14 protein-coding genes are annotated in these 16,019 nt (G+C 43.8%); 5 read left to right on the forward strand and 9 right to left on the reverse strand.

Annotation, left to right across the window (positions count from 1 at the left end; all coding sequences use genetic code 11):
* Positions 1-4: 4 nt before the first annotated feature.
* Genes OCU38_RS13425 through OCU38_RS13440 form a run of 4 tightly spaced genes read right to left on the reverse strand, consistent with a single transcriptional unit; the run spans position 5 to position 4,667 of the window.
* Positions 5-1,168: an ABC transporter permease gene (locus tag OCU38_RS13425; RefSeq protein WP_261824726.1), complete on the reverse strand. Its 1,164-nt coding sequence runs from the start codon at positions 1,166-1,168 to the stop codon at positions 5-7.
* A complete protein-coding gene (locus OCU38_RS13430) occupies positions 1,165-2,304 on the reverse strand; it encodes an ABC transporter permease (RefSeq protein WP_261824727.1) in 1,140 nt (379 codons plus the stop codon). Before OCU38_RS13430 ends, OCU38_RS13425 begins: the two co-directional genes overlap by 4 nt.
* Before the next feature lie 4 nt (positions 2,305-2,308).
* Positions 2,309-3,289 carry an HlyD family secretion protein gene (locus tag OCU38_RS13435; RefSeq protein WP_261824728.1) on the reverse strand — a complete coding sequence of 327 codons (981 nt, stop codon included), beginning with the start codon at positions 3,287-3,289 and terminating at the stop codon, positions 2,309-2,311.
* Positions 3,279-4,667 (reverse strand): TolC family protein, encoded by a 1,389-nt coding sequence (locus OCU38_RS13440; RefSeq protein ID WP_261824986.1) that lies wholly within the window; start codon positions 4,665-4,667, stop codon positions 3,279-3,281. Before OCU38_RS13440 ends, OCU38_RS13435 begins: the two co-directional genes overlap by 11 nt.
* A 423-nt stretch (positions 4,668-5,090) precedes the next feature.
* On the opposite strand from OCU38_RS13440, the gene OCU38_RS13445 reads away from it, so the two are divergent.
* Both OCU38_RS13445 and OCU38_RS13450 read left to right on the forward strand, forming a co-directional pair.
* Complete coding sequence (locus OCU38_RS13445) at positions 5,091-7,442, forward strand: fatty acid cis/trans isomerase (RefSeq protein WP_261824729.1); 2,352 nt, start codon at positions 5,091-5,093, stop codon at positions 7,440-7,442.
* A gap of 251 nt (positions 7,443-7,693) precedes the next feature.
* Positions 7,694-8,665 (forward strand): ATP-grasp domain-containing protein, encoded by a 972-nt coding sequence (locus OCU38_RS13450; RefSeq protein WP_261824730.1) that lies wholly within the window; start codon positions 7,694-7,696, stop codon positions 8,663-8,665.
* Positions 8,666-8,823: 158 nt separating this feature from the next.
* On the opposite strand, the gene OCU38_RS13455 is transcribed toward OCU38_RS13450, so the two are convergent.
* The 3 genes from OCU38_RS13455 to OCU38_RS13465 form a co-directional block, all read right to left on the reverse strand.
* Entirely contained in the window at positions 8,824-9,252 is a 429-nt protein-coding gene (locus OCU38_RS13455) for a bactofilin family protein (RefSeq protein ID WP_261824731.1), read from the reverse strand.
* A gap of 255 nt (positions 9,253-9,507) precedes the next feature.
* Positions 9,508-10,164 (reverse strand): HAD family hydrolase, encoded by a 657-nt coding sequence (locus OCU38_RS13460; protein ID WP_261824732.1) that lies wholly within the window; start codon positions 10,162-10,164, stop codon positions 9,508-9,510.
* Positions 10,165-10,454: 290 nt separating this feature from the next.
* A complete protein-coding gene (locus OCU38_RS13465) occupies positions 10,455-11,453 on the reverse strand; it encodes an AraC family transcriptional regulator (RefSeq protein ID WP_261824733.1) in 999 nt (332 codons plus the stop codon).
* A gap of 311 nt (positions 11,454-11,764) precedes the next feature.
* Here OCU38_RS13465 and OCU38_RS13470 point away from each other — a divergent pair, with 311 nt between their 5' ends.
* From OCU38_RS13470 to OCU38_RS13480, 3 genes are all read left to right on the forward strand, one after another.
* A complete protein-coding gene (locus OCU38_RS13470; protein WP_261824734.1) occupies positions 11,765-12,826 on the forward strand; it encodes a sensor domain-containing diguanylate cyclase in 1,062 nt (353 codons plus the stop codon).
* Between the two features lie 112 nt (positions 12,827-12,938).
* Positions 12,939-13,964, forward strand: a complete 1,026-nt coding sequence (locus OCU38_RS13475; protein ID WP_261824735.1) for an HD domain-containing phosphohydrolase — start codon at positions 12,939-12,941, stop codon at positions 13,962-13,964.
* A gap of 295 nt (positions 13,965-14,259) precedes the next feature.
* Complete coding sequence (locus OCU38_RS13480) at positions 14,260-15,105, forward strand: DUF3626 domain-containing protein (protein ID WP_261824736.1); 846 nt, start codon at positions 14,260-14,262, stop codon at positions 15,103-15,105.
* 3 nt (positions 15,106-15,108) lie between these two features.
* On the opposite strand, the gene OCU38_RS13485 is transcribed toward OCU38_RS13480, so the two are convergent.
* Complete coding sequence (locus OCU38_RS13485; RefSeq protein ID WP_261824737.1) at positions 15,109-15,453, reverse strand: VOC family protein; 345 nt, start codon at positions 15,451-15,453, stop codon at positions 15,109-15,111.
* Positions 15,454-15,480: 27 nt separating this feature from the next.
* A complete protein-coding gene (locus OCU38_RS13490; protein ID WP_261824738.1) occupies positions 15,481-15,972 on the reverse strand; it encodes a GNAT family N-acetyltransferase in 492 nt (163 codons plus the stop codon).
* Positions 15,973-16,019 lie beyond the last annotated feature (47 nt).

The following is a 16,019-nucleotide window of genomic DNA, read 5'->3' on the forward strand; positions in this document are numbered from 1 at the left end:
CTTTCTACAATACCTTTCCCTCTCGCATTTTCACTGCCTGCTTACGCCTTCTTAGGGCATACACCAGTATTGACCAACCAATCACCTGCGCAATTAATAAGAAATATTGAGGCGTGACTTGAGAAAAGTCAGCCCCCATTTGATTCAGTTTTAAGAAACCTTGAATGGCCGGAGTGCTTGGGAATAAGTTGGACAACCAAATTAATGGAGTTGGGATAGCCTCAAGTGGCCAGATAAAGCCGGCGCTAAAGACTAATGGCATTGAACTCATTAGCACAATCACAGTCACTAACTCACGTCTCGGTACTAGCATGCCTAACAATAGCCCTATCATGCAGCCGGACAATAAAAAGGGCGTGCCGAAGATCAACAATTGCAATGGATGCGCTAAGCGAGCCACCGAATAAAAATCAAAGCTCCAACCAAAATAATAAGCGCCCAATACGTAATAAAACCCGGTAAAGCACACCACTCTCGCCAGTAACCTCTGCCACGACTCGCGCTGTTCTTTAGCATTCTGGGCTATGGTTGGCTGGGTAATGGTTGCCCCTACGATACCAACGCCCATCACTAGGGTTTGTTGCAGAATCAACACAAACACCGCAGGAACTACATAATTAACGTATCCGCCAGTCACGTTAAAGGTGGGCTTCATGTTCACATCAATTGACGCGTGGTGCTTGGCGGCGCTCACTAAAGGCTCCCCTTCCATAACCAGACGCGCCACTTTTGCTTTAGCGGCCAAAGTACCACCAGCTCGGGCTAACCCTTCCACAATGGTGCCGTATACAAGAAAATAGGAAGCATCACCGGCAAAGGATAAGGTCGGACTCTTGCCCAGCAGTAGATCGCGATAGAAATGCTCTGGAATGACTAAAATCCCTCGCACATCGCCATTTAAAAACTGCTGTTTCGCCTGTGCAATGCTGTGTGCTCGCTCCACAATCTGAATTTGCGAGGTAGCATCAACCATGCGTTCCAGATCAAAACTCACCTTGCTTTTATCTAGATTCACCACCGTAATATGTTGCTGATTCGGAATTTGTTTTGCATATGGCAGTGGGTATAAAAACGAATAGAATACAACGCCACCGAAGATAGTAAGTACTACCACCGGATTGGTTAAAATGGCTTTTAATTCAAGCTTAAATATGGACAGCCAATTCATGCTAACGCCCCTTTTATCTTTTTCGGAGCCAGTTTAGCCAGCACCAGTAGCAGAACTAAATACCCCAACATAGGAACGAGAAAACCTAATGTTTGCAAAGTAGAAGCGCCATAAGACACCTGACTCACCTGCGCCTCGATATAATGGCTTATTGGCAACAAACTGCGCCAACCTTGTGCCAGCGTCCCCATATCCGTTACCGGAAAAGTGATCCCCATAAAGGCAAAACCTGGGGCGGTAAATGCACCGGCAAAACTCAAGGCTCTGGCAGCATCAAAGGTCATAAAGAAGAATACTGCGCCGACTAATGTGCACGCCAGCACTGTGGCAAGTTGCGCAAAGATAAGCACCGCATAGCCGCCTTGCATCGGCCACTGCAAGTAGGCATAAAACCAAAGTAAAGAGCCCACACCCAGCGTCCAATAAATCGGAATGTAACAGGCTAATGTTTTCGTCATAGCGCCCACTACGCCCTGCTCAAGCCACTTATCCATAGTGCCTAGTCTCTTATGCATTGCTAACGTCAGCACAGTGCCCACTACAATCACAATTTGCCAAACGGCTGGCACAATCGCTGATACCAAAAACTGTGCGTAGTTGCTGTTTGAGTTAAACAGCGGCGTAATTTGCGTGCGCACCGTAACCGCTTTGCCTAACGCACTTTTAATGGTTGAGTTACCAGAGGCTAGCTTCTTCGCCGTTTGTATCTTCGCATCAAATGTTCCCACTGAGCGCAATACCGATGAATTAACCAGTTTCCCCACCAAAATGTACTGGCTGTTATAAAACACGCTCACTTGCGGTGGATTGGACAAGAAAATATCGCGGTCAAAATCTCTCGGGATCACCACATAGGCATAGATATCACTGCCACTGAGTGCCCTTTTGGCATCGTACTCACTTTGAAAGTGAGTGCTAACATACAAAGTTTCACTGGCATCAAGGTATCGAACTAACTCGTGTGACAAACGGCTTTGCTGATGATCGACGACTGCAATCGGCAGTGCACGCGCGATACCTTGTGAAAAGATCCACCACAGGCTCACTGCCAGCAAAATCGGCACCCAAGTAATGGAGGCCAATAGCCATTTATCTCGCCACAATCGTTGCCATTCGTCCGCTATAAAACGAAACATACGATTACTCTTTTTCGTCTAGCGTTAACACAACACTCATACCAATACGGAATTTATCCAAATCTTGCAGTGGACGAGCTTCCACCTCAAAAGTGCGTAAATCAAAGCCCTGACTGCTGTCTGTTGATCGCCATGTGGCAAAGTCGCCCATTACTGAGATATGCGAAATACGAAAACGAACCGTTTTATCCAACGCGGGAACAAACGCACTGATTTCAGCATCTTTTTGGAAATGTTTAAGCAGATCTTCGCGCACATTAAACACCGCCCAAGAATCTAAGGTATCAATAACGGTCACTACCGGGAATCCTTGCGGAGCAAGCTCACCGCTATGCAGTAGCACTTGTGAGACCTCACCATCAAACCAACTTTCAATATGGGTATCTGCCGCATAGGCTTCGACTTCTGCCACTGCGCCAGCTGCCATACGCGCTTTTTCACTGGCGGCTTTTTTGGTTTCAGAGCGTGCGCCTTCTTTGGCTAACAAGTACATTTGATGAGCAGCATTTTCTGTATATTTAGCCGCTTTCCACTGCGTGTATGCCTCGTCACGTTTTTGCTCGGCGAGTACGCCGTCTTGATATAAATTATCCACGCGGCGATAGGTTTTCTCCATCAACTCAGACGCAGCTTTAGCTTTACTCCATTGGTCGCGAGCGGCAGAAATTTGCTGAGTACGAGCGCCGTTTTCCGCTTCTTGAGCCAATGCACCGGCGGCTTCTTGGCCTGCGCGCGCCTGCTCTAATTTGGCATCAATTTCAGGGCTGTAGATGGTAAAGATAAGGTCGCCTTCCTTAACCTGATCGCCCTTTTTCACATTGATGCTTTCAATGCGACCCGGAACTTTAGAAGAGATGCTGTATTGCTGAGCGGTCATCTGTCCTTGAATGCGAATTGGCTGTGGTTGGTAAGCTTGATAAAAACCGTATCCAACAAGACCAATAAGGACTACTGCGACTAGAGCAATAGGGGTTTTAGCTGACATTGACTTCTCCTTTAGTGCCTACGCTAGCTTCATTGATAGCCTTGTTAGGACGGGTCTCATATTGATTAAAAGTGTTCATTTTGCCACTCAGTGCGAGCAGTTTATTCAGTGATATTAAGTAGTTAAAACGAGCAACATGCTGCTGGGTTTGAATGCTGGCAAGGTATAACTCCGCATCCACCACATCTAACGAGTTAGATAACCCTTGGCTAAACATTTTTCGACGTAAGCGTAGGTTTTCTTCGGCAAGCTCGATACTGGTCTCTAACCCTTTGACCTCTTCCATCGACTGCTCGGCTTCTAAATACGTTTTTTGTACTAACACCGAAAGATCTTGCTTCGCCTGAGCGCGCAAATGAGTGATTTGCAATACCGCGCTATGAGCGGCATCCAGTTGGCTAGAGCGTCCACTGGTTTCAAGTAGCGGAATGCTGACCCCTACCCCGACAAACCAGTCTGGCTTTAATTGCGAAGCTAACGAGTCATCTTCATACAGGTTGTAATCTCCGTATAAATACACATCTGGGTAGTACTTACTTTTTTGCACATCCGTCAGCCCTTTAGCTTGTTTCTCTTTAGCATCCAAAATAGACAGGCCCGGATAGGTCACTAACGTTTCGTTGGTATAGGCACTCAAAGGAGGAAGCGATTTATTGATGAAGAGGGGACTCACAGGGGTCACGGTTTGCGACTGATTTAAAATTTGCGTTAATGCACTGGTGGCAATTTCTAAATCTCGCTCTGCTTTTTTCCTATCTACTTTGGCTTTGGCGAGCGATGCATCCGCTTGTAATCTTTCTACTCGAGCAATCTGCCCTTGCTTTTCTAACTTGGCGGCAAAGCTGGCATGTTGCTCCAAGCCTTTCTCTACATTTTTATAGGTTTCAACCACTTGCTTAGACAGTACAACCCCAAAATAGTATTTGGCTAGGTCTTCGTATCGCGCTTGTCGCTCCATCTCTAGTTGCGCACGAGCTTCGTCCGTTTGTGCAGACGCAATAGATTGTGCCGAAATGATTTTACCCCCGGTGAAGATGGGCCAAATCGCTCGAATAGAAGAGGTAAATACGTCTTTTTCTGCAATAGTTGAATAAGAGCTGGCTAAGATTGGCAGAGAAATAGGCGGCAGTGCGATAGGGGTCGAAATACTATCGGCAATCTGTTGTCCACTGAGCTTAATGTCATCATCCAGACGGGTGTAGTTGGCATTTAAAGTGACCGACGGCAAATTTAAGCTCTGTTTGGCACTTTGCAGGTTTTTGTAACGGTCAACATTAGCTTGGCTAGCCGCCAGTGAATTGTTTTGTTGCTGTAACAACGCCCACGCTTGAGAGAAGGTCACAGGTTGAGCAACAGCAGGTAGCGCAAACCCACACATCAACGCAATGACAATACGTTTAAATTTCACCTTGTTCTATTCCTTGGCGATATCTGTCGATTAAAAATTAGAATATATACTCTATTTTATCTCGAATACTAAAACAATCAGACTACAAGTGTAGTGTGATATCACTGACTTAAAAGATAGATTTTTCATACAATTAGAAAAAATTACACGATTTGGCATACTCAAATACGAATAAGTCGCCTGCTACGATAATACTCTCTATTCAAACAAGATAAATATCAGATGGCATTTAACTGCAAATTTCTCTCCATCATCCCTTAATCCTATTAAGAACAGTGCCTTAACAAAGCGTATTCTCATTAAAACTCGCCACTATGAACCCATATTCTTTGACACAAATTGCAGATGCGACCATCATAAAAGAGTCGCTTTTATTGAGGATATGGATGTTAAATGAAAAAGTACGCACTGATTGCCTTCATCATCGCCTTTACTGGCTGTGGTACCTTCGTAGGATTAAATTTTGAAGCGCTGTTTGGCCCCGAAAAAGTTCAAGATAGAACCATCTCACATGACTTCTCACAAGCTCAGTATTTTATCGATGAGGTGCAGCCTATTCTCGATAAACGCTGCGTTGTCTGCCACGCCTGTTATGACGCTCCCTGCCAACTCAAGCTAACCTCTGCAGAAGGCATAGACAGAGGGGCAACCACAGCAATGGTGTATCAAGGTGCTCGCTTGACCGCCACCACTCCAACTCGATTATATGAAGATGCATTTTCCACCCAAGAATGGCGTAATCATGGCTTTTATCCTGTTTTGAATGAACGCCTACAACGCGCAGACGCCAATATAGAAGCGGGAGTAATGGCGCAGTTGTTAATTCAAAAAGAAGAGTTTCCGCTTCCGCAAGATGTCATTTTAGATGATGACGATTTTGATTTTAGCCTCGACCGCGCCTTTGTCTGTCCCACTTCAGATTCTATTCAAGCCTATAAAGAAGAATACCCGCTCGCCGGAATGCCTTATGGCATGCCCGCGCTTGCGAATGACGAACAACAAACCTTGCTTGCATGGCTACGCCAAGGGGCAAGCATGTCAGAGCCTGTGCCTCTCACCAAAGCGCAACTTGAAGATGTGGCTAAATGGGAGACGTATTTCAACCAAGATAGTCTAAAGCGTCAAATTACTAGTCGCTATATTTACGAGCATCTGTTTCTTTCACATATCTACTTCTCTGAGCATGAACAGACACGCTTCTTTAGTCTAGTGCGCTCGGCAACGCCTCCCGGTGAACCGGTAAAACGTATTGCGACGCGCCGACCTTATGGCGATCCACAGGTTGCACGTGTCTACTACCGCTTAATTGCAGAGCGCGAAACCATTGTCGACAAAACCCACATGCCATACGCGCTAAACCAAGAGCGCATGCAAAAGTGGCTAACATGGTTTGATAAAGCCGATTACACCATCAAAAAACTGCCAAGTTACGACATTGAAGTAGCATCTAACCCCATTCTTGCCTTTGCGGATATTCCTGTCGATTCTCGCTACAACTTCCTTTTAGACGAAGCGCAAAACACCATAATGGCCTTTATTAAAGGGCCTGTTTGTCGCGGACAATTGGCCCTAAACGTAATTAATGACCACTTCTGGGTATTCTTTACCAACCCAGGTCGCATGGACAACAAAGTGGCGACTGATTTCCTTAGATCTCAAGCCGAAAACATGGCATTGCCGGGGCAATTAGACAGCAATACCACACCTCTGTTTAACTGGGTTAAATTCTCTAAATCTCAGTCTATCTATCTGACAGAAAAGATGAACTTCATGAATGACCATTTTAAAAATGGCGAGCATCTAGACATCGATGTCATTTGGAATGGCGACGGCGCCAACCCTAACGCAGCCCTAACAATTTTCCGCCATTTTGACAGCGCAACAGTGGCAAAAGGCTTAGTCGGCAATCAACCCAAAACCGCTTGGGTTATCGACTATTCATTGTTAGAGCGTATTCATTACTTGCTCGTGGCAGGCTTTGATATTTACGGTAACTTCGGCCACCAGCTCATTACTCGTATGTATATGGATTTACTGAGAATTGAAGGGGAAACCAATTTTATCGCACTGCTGCCAAAAGAGTCTCGCCACGATATTTTATCCAGTTGGTATGAAGGACAATCTATTGAATTTACTGATTACCTAACGCGTAACGCCAAACCTTTTGATCAAGAATCAGGCATAGAATATCGCACCAATGACCCTAAGACAGAGCTACTGACACTGCTGACTGAACATGTTTCGGCAATCCTTGAGCCGCGCTATGAAATCGCCAATACACCGCTCAAGCGAGAAAGTGAGTTGTTATTACAGCAAATCAACAGCCTAGTAGGTGGAGGCATCGAAAACTTTCCACAATTGATGACCATCAACATAGAAGCAGATAACGGGCAACAGCACGTATTTACCTTAGTGCACAGCAACGCGCACACCAATATCTCCAGCTTATTTGCCGAAGAAGACAACCGTAAACCCGAAGAAGACACTCTCACCTTAGTAAACGGTATTTTGGGCAGTTATCCAGCGGCTTTCTTGACTCTGCAAGAGCGAGAGATCCCTGAGTTACTAAAACGCATTCGAGAAGTGGATGACGATGATAACTATGAAGAACTGCTGGATCGTTTCGCTATTCGCCGTACCGATCTTAGGTTTTGGCCATTTAGCGACAAGATTCATGAGTGGTATGCCAAAGATCAACCGATAGAAAACGGCCTACTTGACTACAACCGTTTTGAAAATAGATAACTCAGAAAAAGCAAATGCCCAAAGCCAATACCGAAAGTAACGCGCTTTGGGCATTTCTATAATATTGTTCTGAAACAGTCACTTAATCATACATCTCTAATCGATAACCCTTCTTTAGCCGTTCGTGCCAATCTTTCATGTTATAAGCTATATCCATTTCATATACGCAATCGACCACTTGGTACTGGCTTTCAGACGAGGATTTGGCACTATCTATATCATTCGAAAAAGTGAGCAAAGGGAACGCTGTTATGAAACCAATCTATATTTTACATGAGAACGCAGAATGGGTTGCTCCACTTCATGAAGCCTTTAAAAAGCTAAATGTCTCCGCCAAAGAGTGGTTCGTCAATGAAGGTCATATCGAGTTTGATTGCGCTCCAGAAGATGCCATTTACTACAACCGCATGAGCGCCTCTTCACATACCCGCGGGCACCGTTATGCGCCTGAACTGACTCGCGTTATTGATAAATGGCTTGGTTTGCACGACGTGACTGTGGTCAACGGCAGTGGCGTTATCGATTTAGAAGTGTGTAAGATTTCACAATACGCTGCCTTACAAAAAGCCGGCATTGCAACGCCAAAAACTCAAGCGGTAGTAGGTAGCGATTTAATCGTTGCCGCTGCAGAAAAATTCAACACTTGGCCTCTGATCATCAAACCAAACCGTGGTGGTAAAGGGCTTGGAGTTGAAAAATTCAACAGCCTTGATGATGTAAAACTCGGTCTTAGACGACTCAAAGCCGACGCACCTCTTGATGGTATTTGGTTACTGCAAGAATACGTAAAATCAACTCAGCCTTACATCATCCGTTGTGAATATGTCGGTGGTAAGTTCTTATACGCAGTTAAAGTCTCAACCGAAGGTGGATTTGAGCTCTGCCCTGCGGATGGTTGCTCTATTGAGGATGCTTTCTGTCCAGCATTTGCAGACAGTAAGCCTGCTGACAGCCAAGAAAAAGATAAGTTTGAAATCACCACAGCTCTGGATGATTCACCGTTGATAGAGCTGCATGAAAAGTTCTTAGCCAATAATCACATTGATATTGCAGGCATCGAAGTAATCAGTGATGAAAACGGCAACTGGTATTCTTATGATGTGAATACCAACACCAACTATAACTCAAAAGCCGAAATTAAAGGTGGCGTCGCAAAATCTGGCATGCAAGCTATCGCTGAATATCTGGTGCAGTTAGCAGATAATACCAACCGTACTAAATAACGGGTCATTCTAGCTTGTTAAAATGCTCAATAACGGCGTTAGAATTTTTGATTGTAGAATAAAATCTTAATTCACAGCCAAGAGCCCAAAACCAAAAAAGCCATTTTCCTCTTACTTATCAGGAAAATGGCTTTTTTATTGATATTCGTTGTTTCTCTTTAGCTATTTGATGCTTTGCTAGCTTTGATCGGCTCAGCTTTTTTCTCTTTTGATGCAAGCTCTACCACTTGCTCTTTTTCAGCCGGTTTAATGTCACCATTAAACTTACCGCCACGCTCAATGCTCAAGTCATCGGTAAAAATTGTGCCTTTCACCTGACCATTTTCTAAGATCTCTACTGAGGTAGCGTGACAAGTGCCTTCAATAATGCCATTGACGATCACTTTACCGGCAAAGATATCACCCGTAACTCGTCCAGATTGAGTGACCATAAGTGCTTGCTCTACGCTAACTTGCCCAATGACAACGCCATCGACATGCATATCACTTTCTAGTTTAAACACACCTTCAACTTGGCAGCCTTTCGCGATAAGCGTGGTAGCTGAATGTTTACTAGGTTTACCGTTACTTTGACCAAACAATCCCATTATTTACCTCTTGGTTATGCTGTGCAGTGTTAGTTGAAACATTCACCAAACCAATGTGAACGAAGTGCGATATTTTCCTCTATCACTGCCAGATGAACAACTTTTAACGGCATTGGAAGCACCAAAAGGTGACCTAAGATCAAAAACAAAGCGATAGTATGGAATAACACGCAAAACCTTAGCTAAAAACACAGCCAAAGACACACCAAAATAAATAACTTACTTTACAACAACTTAACAATATGTGGTTCACTACTACGAGCTGTGTTTTAACTCTCGCAACACCTCATTTAACGACGGTAAAATTCTATGCCCCAATGCGATGACCTCATCGGTTGGGGTCACTAGATCAGGAATTTGTACCATCTGTAAGTTTGCCGCAACTCCGGCTCTTACGCCGTTATTTGAATCTTCAAACCCTAAACAATACATAGGATCAATATTCAGTCGCTTAGCCGCTAATAAATAAATTTCAGGGTCGGGTTTGCCACACGTCACTTCACAGCCGCAAGTCAGGCTATCAAAATAATCATACAGACCGGCCAGTTTAAGTTTGATTGGGGCGAGGCGCTTATCGGTCGAAGTGGCAACAGCCATTGGGATCTGTTTACTTTTAAGCCACTGTAGAAGCTCAACAACTCCCTCTTTCACCGGAATAGCTTGATGCTCTGACACAGCATGATAATACTGCATCCACTGTTTGCGCAGCTTAGGATAATCAATATCCTTGGGGTATCCCGCTCGAATAGTGCGCTCAATCCCTTGCTCATTTTGCCCAATAATGGCTAAGTATTCCGGTTCTAAAAACTCGATACCTAAGGTATGGCAGGCTTTTTCAAAGGCTTGTAAACAAACGCGCTCTGTATCTAACAACAGCCCATCCATATCAAAAATTACTGCTTTAAACGTCATCGAGCTTTCTCGCCTACCTATTAACTTTATACCAATCGTACTAAATAACTGATCATTCTAGCTTGTTAAAATGCTCGATAACGGCGTTAGAATTTTTGATTGTAGAATAACTACTTATCGAAAAATTCTGCCTTGTTCTCGAGCATTTTTCCTGCGCTAGTTCTGATCACTTACTTAGTGTGATTGGTATTACTCATAAAATGGATGGCTAACTTATCATAAATTGGCGCCATTGCGGCGTTAGAAGAGTGCAATAAGTTTTGTTGTTCTTTTGGCAGAAATCTCAATAGTCACTTACCCGTCACTGAGTCTTTATACATTTTTGGGGTTAAGCCTGACACTCGCTTAAATGCACGAGAGAAGTGCGACAAATTGGCATAACCTAATTGACTGGAAACATAGGTTAAGGAGTGCCCCTCTTCCAATAGCTCACAAGCAACGGACAGCATTAGGTTTTCTTTTAGTTGCCTAAATGTGGTTTTCTCAGCTTTTAATTTTCGTTGCAAGGTTCTAACTGAGTAATCGAGTAACTGTGCCGCGTACTCAACGCTGAGATCTTTCTCTTTTACATAGGGCTTTAATACCTCAAACACATTGTCAGTAAAACTGGTGTGCCATTCCACAACCGCAGGTTTGGCGCTAAATGAGCCTGAAGCAAGATAAATGGGCTGTGCAAGGATATGCTGCGGAATGCGAATGGCTTTGTACTCTTGATCGATAAAGAGCTTGCATCCTGTTGGCAAAATAGACTGGATAATATCCGTCTCTGTGCCCTGAATTTTAATGCTGTCAGGTTGCCAGCGAGAGCGGGTCAGTAAGCTTATTAGCTCAATAATATACAAAATGGCAAACACCTCTGCCCACTGAAAATACTGGCGGTCTTTACCTGCCGAATTGACGCAAAACCAACTCTGTCCGTGCTCTTGTTTAAAGAACACATTACTACTGGGGGTATCGCTAGTAAAAATCGTATTCAAATGAGGTAGCGCCTCACCAATGGTTGAGTACGGCTTAAACTGATGCAGGATATAGGGAAGAATGCGGCGTTTAATCGCCAGCGCAATCACCTCAGTAAACTTGGTCATACCCAGCTGATTTGAACTTAAAAACAGGAGCCGTTTAATGGATTCAGAGGGAATAAAGTCACTTTCAGCCTGAAATAAATCTGCGGGTAGCCCAGATTCCTCCAATAATTTATGCAGATCAATGCCGTATTCAGTGCACACTTCCACCAAAATCTTAGCGTAATTAGTCTGCAGCACAGGCACATTAAATGCAGTCGAACTCATAAAATTCCCTTTTTATATAGTGACTTATACAGCATAGGTTCAATGCATTAAATTACTAGCTAGCCCAATAAGCAATGTGACGCCAAGACGTATCAGCACACTTAACACGAAGCACTTTCTTATCAGTGGCGTAAAGTGGTAAGCACTTTCTTTGCTAGCCATGCATACTTTTTGTTCACCAATCAAGAGGAAAGAAAGATGACCGTACACTCAAAAATCCAAGACATTCAAGAATTACCCGAGCACATCGATTTGGCCACTATGATTCGAGAGCAGCTCCTAGCACTGGATACACAAAAGTAAAATAGAGTATGTCTGACTTACTTTGTAGCGACTCAGCAAAACAAAAATGGAAAGCAAGCTTATTTAGTCTGCTTTTCATTTTGGCTTGCTTGATGATTGGATTAAGCGCGACGACAGAAAAGACGGTAAGCCTTAACTTGGAGGTATTAACAGCCATTACACTTAGTCTAGTGACTGCGCTTATTATCTATCGCCTTGAACGCCACAATCACTGCAAAGCACTGACACTGTCTGTTGCGGATAAGATGATGGGAGTGCTCATTTTAGATCCATCGCTAAAAGTCGAATATGTAAACAAACAGCTTTGTCACATCACCGGCTTCACCGAAAAACAGCTCACCAATATCACATTTAAAGAACTGCCTTTTGTGCAGCACACCGCGCTATTTGACACTGTAGTGGAAAAATTACGGGTAAGTGAACATTGGAGCGGTGATTTCAGTGCCAGTAACCCGTCTGGTGAAGTATTTAGCTGTTTGCTCCATGCGGGTAAACAGCTTGATAAGTGGGGCAAGACTCAGCGCATTGTCATCACTTTCACTGATATCAGTCACCTAAAAAGAGCGCAGCAAAAACTAATGACCTTAGCGGAGAAAGACCCTCTGACTAAGCATTGGAATCGTCGTCGCTTTGATAGTGCACTTAGCAAGCTCAGTAATACAGTGCAACAAGATCCCTCGTTTCATGCATGCTTGATCATTGTTGATATCGATTATTTTAAAGAGATCAACGATCGGCATGGTCACGATGAAGGAGACAGAGTCTTGATTGAAGTTGCCAATACCTTAGCCAATAACAGCCGAGACAGTGATCTAGTGTGCCGAATTGGTGGGGAAGAATTTGCCGTGCTCATGCCCAAAACAAATATGCTTGATGCCATAGAAGCTGCGCATCGATTAAAAGCCAGTATTTATCACAACCGCGACCTAAATGTGACCGTCAGCTGCGGCGTATCTCCTGTGCTTGAACAAGAGCTACAAACCTATCGCGAAGCTGATCAAGCGCTCTACCAAGCCAAACGAGCAGGGCGAAATCGAGTCATGAGTTCAGCCTGTTCAACACAAATATGAGCAGATTCACATAAGTTCTCAACTTATGCAGTGGTGAGATAAGCAATCTGTTTCTACACTTCTATTAATAGACTAAAAGTATCGTAATTTCATTGAGTTAAATGAGGAAAGAATGACTTCCAAACCTATAGTGCTTGTGGTTGATGATACACCAAACAATTTGGATGTGCTGACTGGCGTACTGGAAAATGACTACCAAGTGCGCGTTGCGATCAACGGCCGACTGGCAATCAATATTGCGCAAATGCAGCCGCAGCCGGATATCATTTTACTCGATATTATGATGCCAGAGATGGATGGCTATCAGGTTTGCCAAATTCTCAAATCTCAACCTAATACAGCGCCCATTCCTGTTATTTTTGTCACCGCCAAAATTGCCCCAGAAGATGAAGTAAAAGGGTTAGAGCTAGGCGCTGTCGATTACCTAACTAAACCGGTCACACCTGCGGTTGCACTGCGCCGAATCAAAACTCAATTGGCACTGCACGATCAACAAAAAGCCTTGTTTGAAAAAGTAAAAGAGCAAACTAAAAAGATCAACGAAGGTAAATTAGAAACCATACAAAGCCTTGGCCGCGCCGCTGAATTTAAAGACAACGAAACGGGCATGCATGTGATGCGTATGAGCCATTATTGCTACGTACTGGCATTGGCGGCAGGTATGACAGCAGAAGATGCGGAAACCTTACGTGACGCCGCACCTATGCACGATGTAGGCAAAATTGGCATTCCAGATGAAGTGCTGTTAAAGCCCGGCAAGCTCAATGCCGAAGAGTGGAAGATCATGCAAAGCCACGTCAATATTAGCGTAGAAATTCTAGGGCAATACAGCCACTCTGAGCTACTTAAAGTGGCCATTGATGTGGCGCAAAACCACCATGAAAAATGGGACGGTACAGGTTACCCAAATCAAACCGCAGGCACTGACATCCCTCTAGTGGGTCGCATTGCCGCTATCGCCGACGTCTTTGATGCCCTCACCTCAGCCCGCCCATACAAGCAAGCGTGGAGCGTTGAAAAAGCCATCGAACTGATCCGCAGTGAAAAAGGCAAACATTTTGACCCTATGCTGGTGGATCTGTTCATCGAAAACCTTGATGAGATTTTGCGGTATAAAGAGCAGTATCAAGATCAGTAGTGTGAGTTTTATCTCTTGGGTTAATCATTTCTCTTTGATTGCACTTGGTGTAATCAAAGGAAACCTTCTGATGATATAAAGCCTGCGCATATTAGTTCCTTGATTCGAAAACAGCACATATTCAAATCACAATGTGATTTGTTTAAGGCGTGTATTCATATCATTGACTCAAATTAGACTAAAAATATTGCCTACAGCGCTAAAAAATATACCGCAAATCATAATGCGATTATCGAGTGTTTTAATAAGCTAGGATTGATATAAAGTTGTGCTTTCATTAAAAGCTGGAGATTTAATGTTCACCAACGCAGTGGAACAAGCAATCAACAATATCCGATTAAAGTCTAAGGGAATCGATGAGCATTTGGATTGCGCCGTCACTATCAACTTTCATCCAGACCGAGTGACTGCTGACAACAAACCTCTACTGCAGGCCATTGCTGATGATGGCTTTTTAAAATCCCAATTTGAAACAGGCACCAGTAATGGCGGCTTAACCGCTTATGTTGGTGGAGAACGATGGTTGTGGGAACATAATGTCTTTGATGGAGCGTACGATGAGGCACCAAATAGTTTAAGGCCCAAGTATGGCGCTCTAAATTTCCGAAATTACGCTACAGGCGCTTCGCCTCGTTTCGGTTCTTCTTACTTTCAATTAAAAGCTCATGTCTTAGAGCGAACCACATTTTGTTATCCAGACAGTTTCTTTGCACCTGAAGACTTTGCTATTTTTAGCAAAGTGAAGACACTCATCGAGAAAGCAACTTCATCAAGCGCTGACTTGCTAGATGATTATATCGAAGCCCATATTCATGGGACTATTTCAGTCAAAGACGATATTGAATGTATCGTATTAGATCCCATTTATTCCGAGACTCAGATAGCAGAGCAAGCCTTACTACAGGGAGTGCCAATAAAATGGCACAATGGGTATGAGTTAAGCATTCAAGAAATGGCTCGCCACCCACAATATCGGGGACAAGAATATATTGAACTAGCCCGCAATTTAGCTCAAGAAGGTAAAATTAACGCCAAAATTCTGGGACGAGCCATTGTAGAGCAAGGTTACAGCGAGCAAGAGATAAAGAAAGTTTGGCACTACTTAGCTCGATTTGGATACCAAAAAGCCAAATCAGAATAGGGCTTACAACTGCCAAAACCCCTGCTCAATAGACCCTAGAATATAAATAGCAAACTGGCCTTTAGCTGGAATTTCCAGTGGCGGAACCGCAATTATAGCTCCTTGCATTTCAACCTCAGATACCGCTTTTTCAATGTCATCGACTAGCCAATATGGGCGAACAACTGGCGTTTCTGTTTCACGCAATGGAGCACGAACACCAATAATACTGCCATCAGACAACACACTTGTTCTCGCCCCACCTAGCAGTGCATCTGGAGCGCCAAAGCTGACATTTTGCGATAGTTCATACGCTTTACAAACAGACTCAACATCTGGGGTCACGATTTCGAGGTAATGTATCTTCATTATAATTCCGGTAGGGTCTGGTTAAGCTCAGACTTTGATTCTCGCCATTTGATAAACACTAACGTATTCACCGTTACGAAAAGCAAAAGCCTTAGACTCCCCTTCAATCGTGAAGCCGAACTTTTTGTATAAACTCAGCGCTCGCTCATTATCCACGTACACAGTCAGTTCTATTCTTTTTAAATCTAACCAATTATCAGCAAGATCAATAGCCGTTGCCAGTAGAGCGCTACCAACACCGTAACCTTGCATATGATCTTTCACACCCATACCAAAAGTAGCAACATGCCTACGCCTCGGATTGGTTTCCAACATAAGACCTAAATTACCGACAATTTCACCATCAAGCATAGCGACATAGGAATGAACATGATCCGGAATATTCGAAATGCGCTTTTCCCACAACTCAATTGAAGGGTGTGGTAGTTGCAAGGTGCCACTGTAAGCATTTTCAAATTCATATATTTCTTTGATTGCTCTTGCATCTGTTGCTTCTGAGCGGCGGATTTGTATTTCCATATTAGGTCTTACTCCTAAACGAACACGCCACATTAATAAGCTAACAA

It is taken from the genome of Vibrio neonatus, assembly GCF_024346975.1.
GTDB lineage: Bacteria > Pseudomonadota > Gammaproteobacteria > Enterobacterales > Vibrionaceae > Vibrio > Vibrio neonatus.

Excerpts from the sequence above, each read along its gene's own strand:
- OCU38_RS13460 (WP_261824732.1), bottom strand. The coding sequence starts at position 10,164 with ATGACGTTTAAAGCAGTAATTTTTGATATGGATGGGCTGTTGTTAGAT.
- OCU38_RS13475 (WP_261824735.1), top strand. The coding sequence starts at position 12,939 with ATGACTTCCAAACCTATAGTGCTTGTGGTTGATGATACACCAAACAAT.
- OCU38_RS13435 (WP_261824728.1), bottom strand. The coding sequence starts at position 3,289 with ATGTCAGCTAAAACCCCTATTGCTCTAGTCGCAGTAGTCCTTATTGGT.
- OCU38_RS13450 (WP_261824730.1), top strand. The coding sequence starts at position 7,694 with ATGAAACCAATCTATATTTTACATGAGAACGCAGAATGGGTTGCTCCA.
- OCU38_RS13455 (WP_261824731.1), bottom strand. The coding sequence starts at position 9,252 with ATGGGATTGTTTGGTCAAAGTAACGGTAAACCTAGTAAACATTCAGCT.
- OCU38_RS13465 (WP_261824733.1), bottom strand. The coding sequence starts at position 11,453 with ATGAGTTCGACTGCATTTAATGTGCCTGTGCTGCAGACTAATTACGCT.
- OCU38_RS13430 (WP_261824727.1), bottom strand. The coding sequence starts at position 2,304 with ATGTTTCGTTTTATAGCGGACGAATGGCAACGATTGTGGCGAGATAAA.
- OCU38_RS13445 (WP_261824729.1), top strand. The coding sequence starts at position 5,091 with ATGAAAAAGTACGCACTGATTGCCTTCATCATCGCCTTTACTGGCTGT.
- OCU38_RS13425 (WP_261824726.1), bottom strand. The coding sequence starts at position 1,168 with ATGAATTGGCTGTCCATATTTAAGCTTGAATTAAAAGCCATTTTAACC.
- OCU38_RS13440 (WP_261824986.1), bottom strand. The coding sequence starts at position 4,667 with ATGTGTGGGTTTGCGCTACCTGCTGTTGCTCAACCTGTGACCTTCTCT.
- OCU38_RS13470 (WP_261824734.1), top strand. The coding sequence starts at position 11,765 with ATGTCTGACTTACTTTGTAGCGACTCAGCAAAACAAAAATGGAAAGCA.
- OCU38_RS13480 (WP_261824736.1), top strand. The coding sequence starts at position 14,260 with ATGTTCACCAACGCAGTGGAACAAGCAATCAACAATATCCGATTAAAG.
- OCU38_RS13490 (WP_261824738.1), bottom strand. The coding sequence starts at position 15,972 with ATGGAAATACAAATCCGCCGCTCAGAAGCAACAGATGCAAGAGCAATC.
- OCU38_RS13485 (WP_261824737.1), bottom strand. The coding sequence starts at position 15,453 with ATGAAGATACATTACCTCGAAATCGTGACCCCAGATGTTGAGTCTGTT.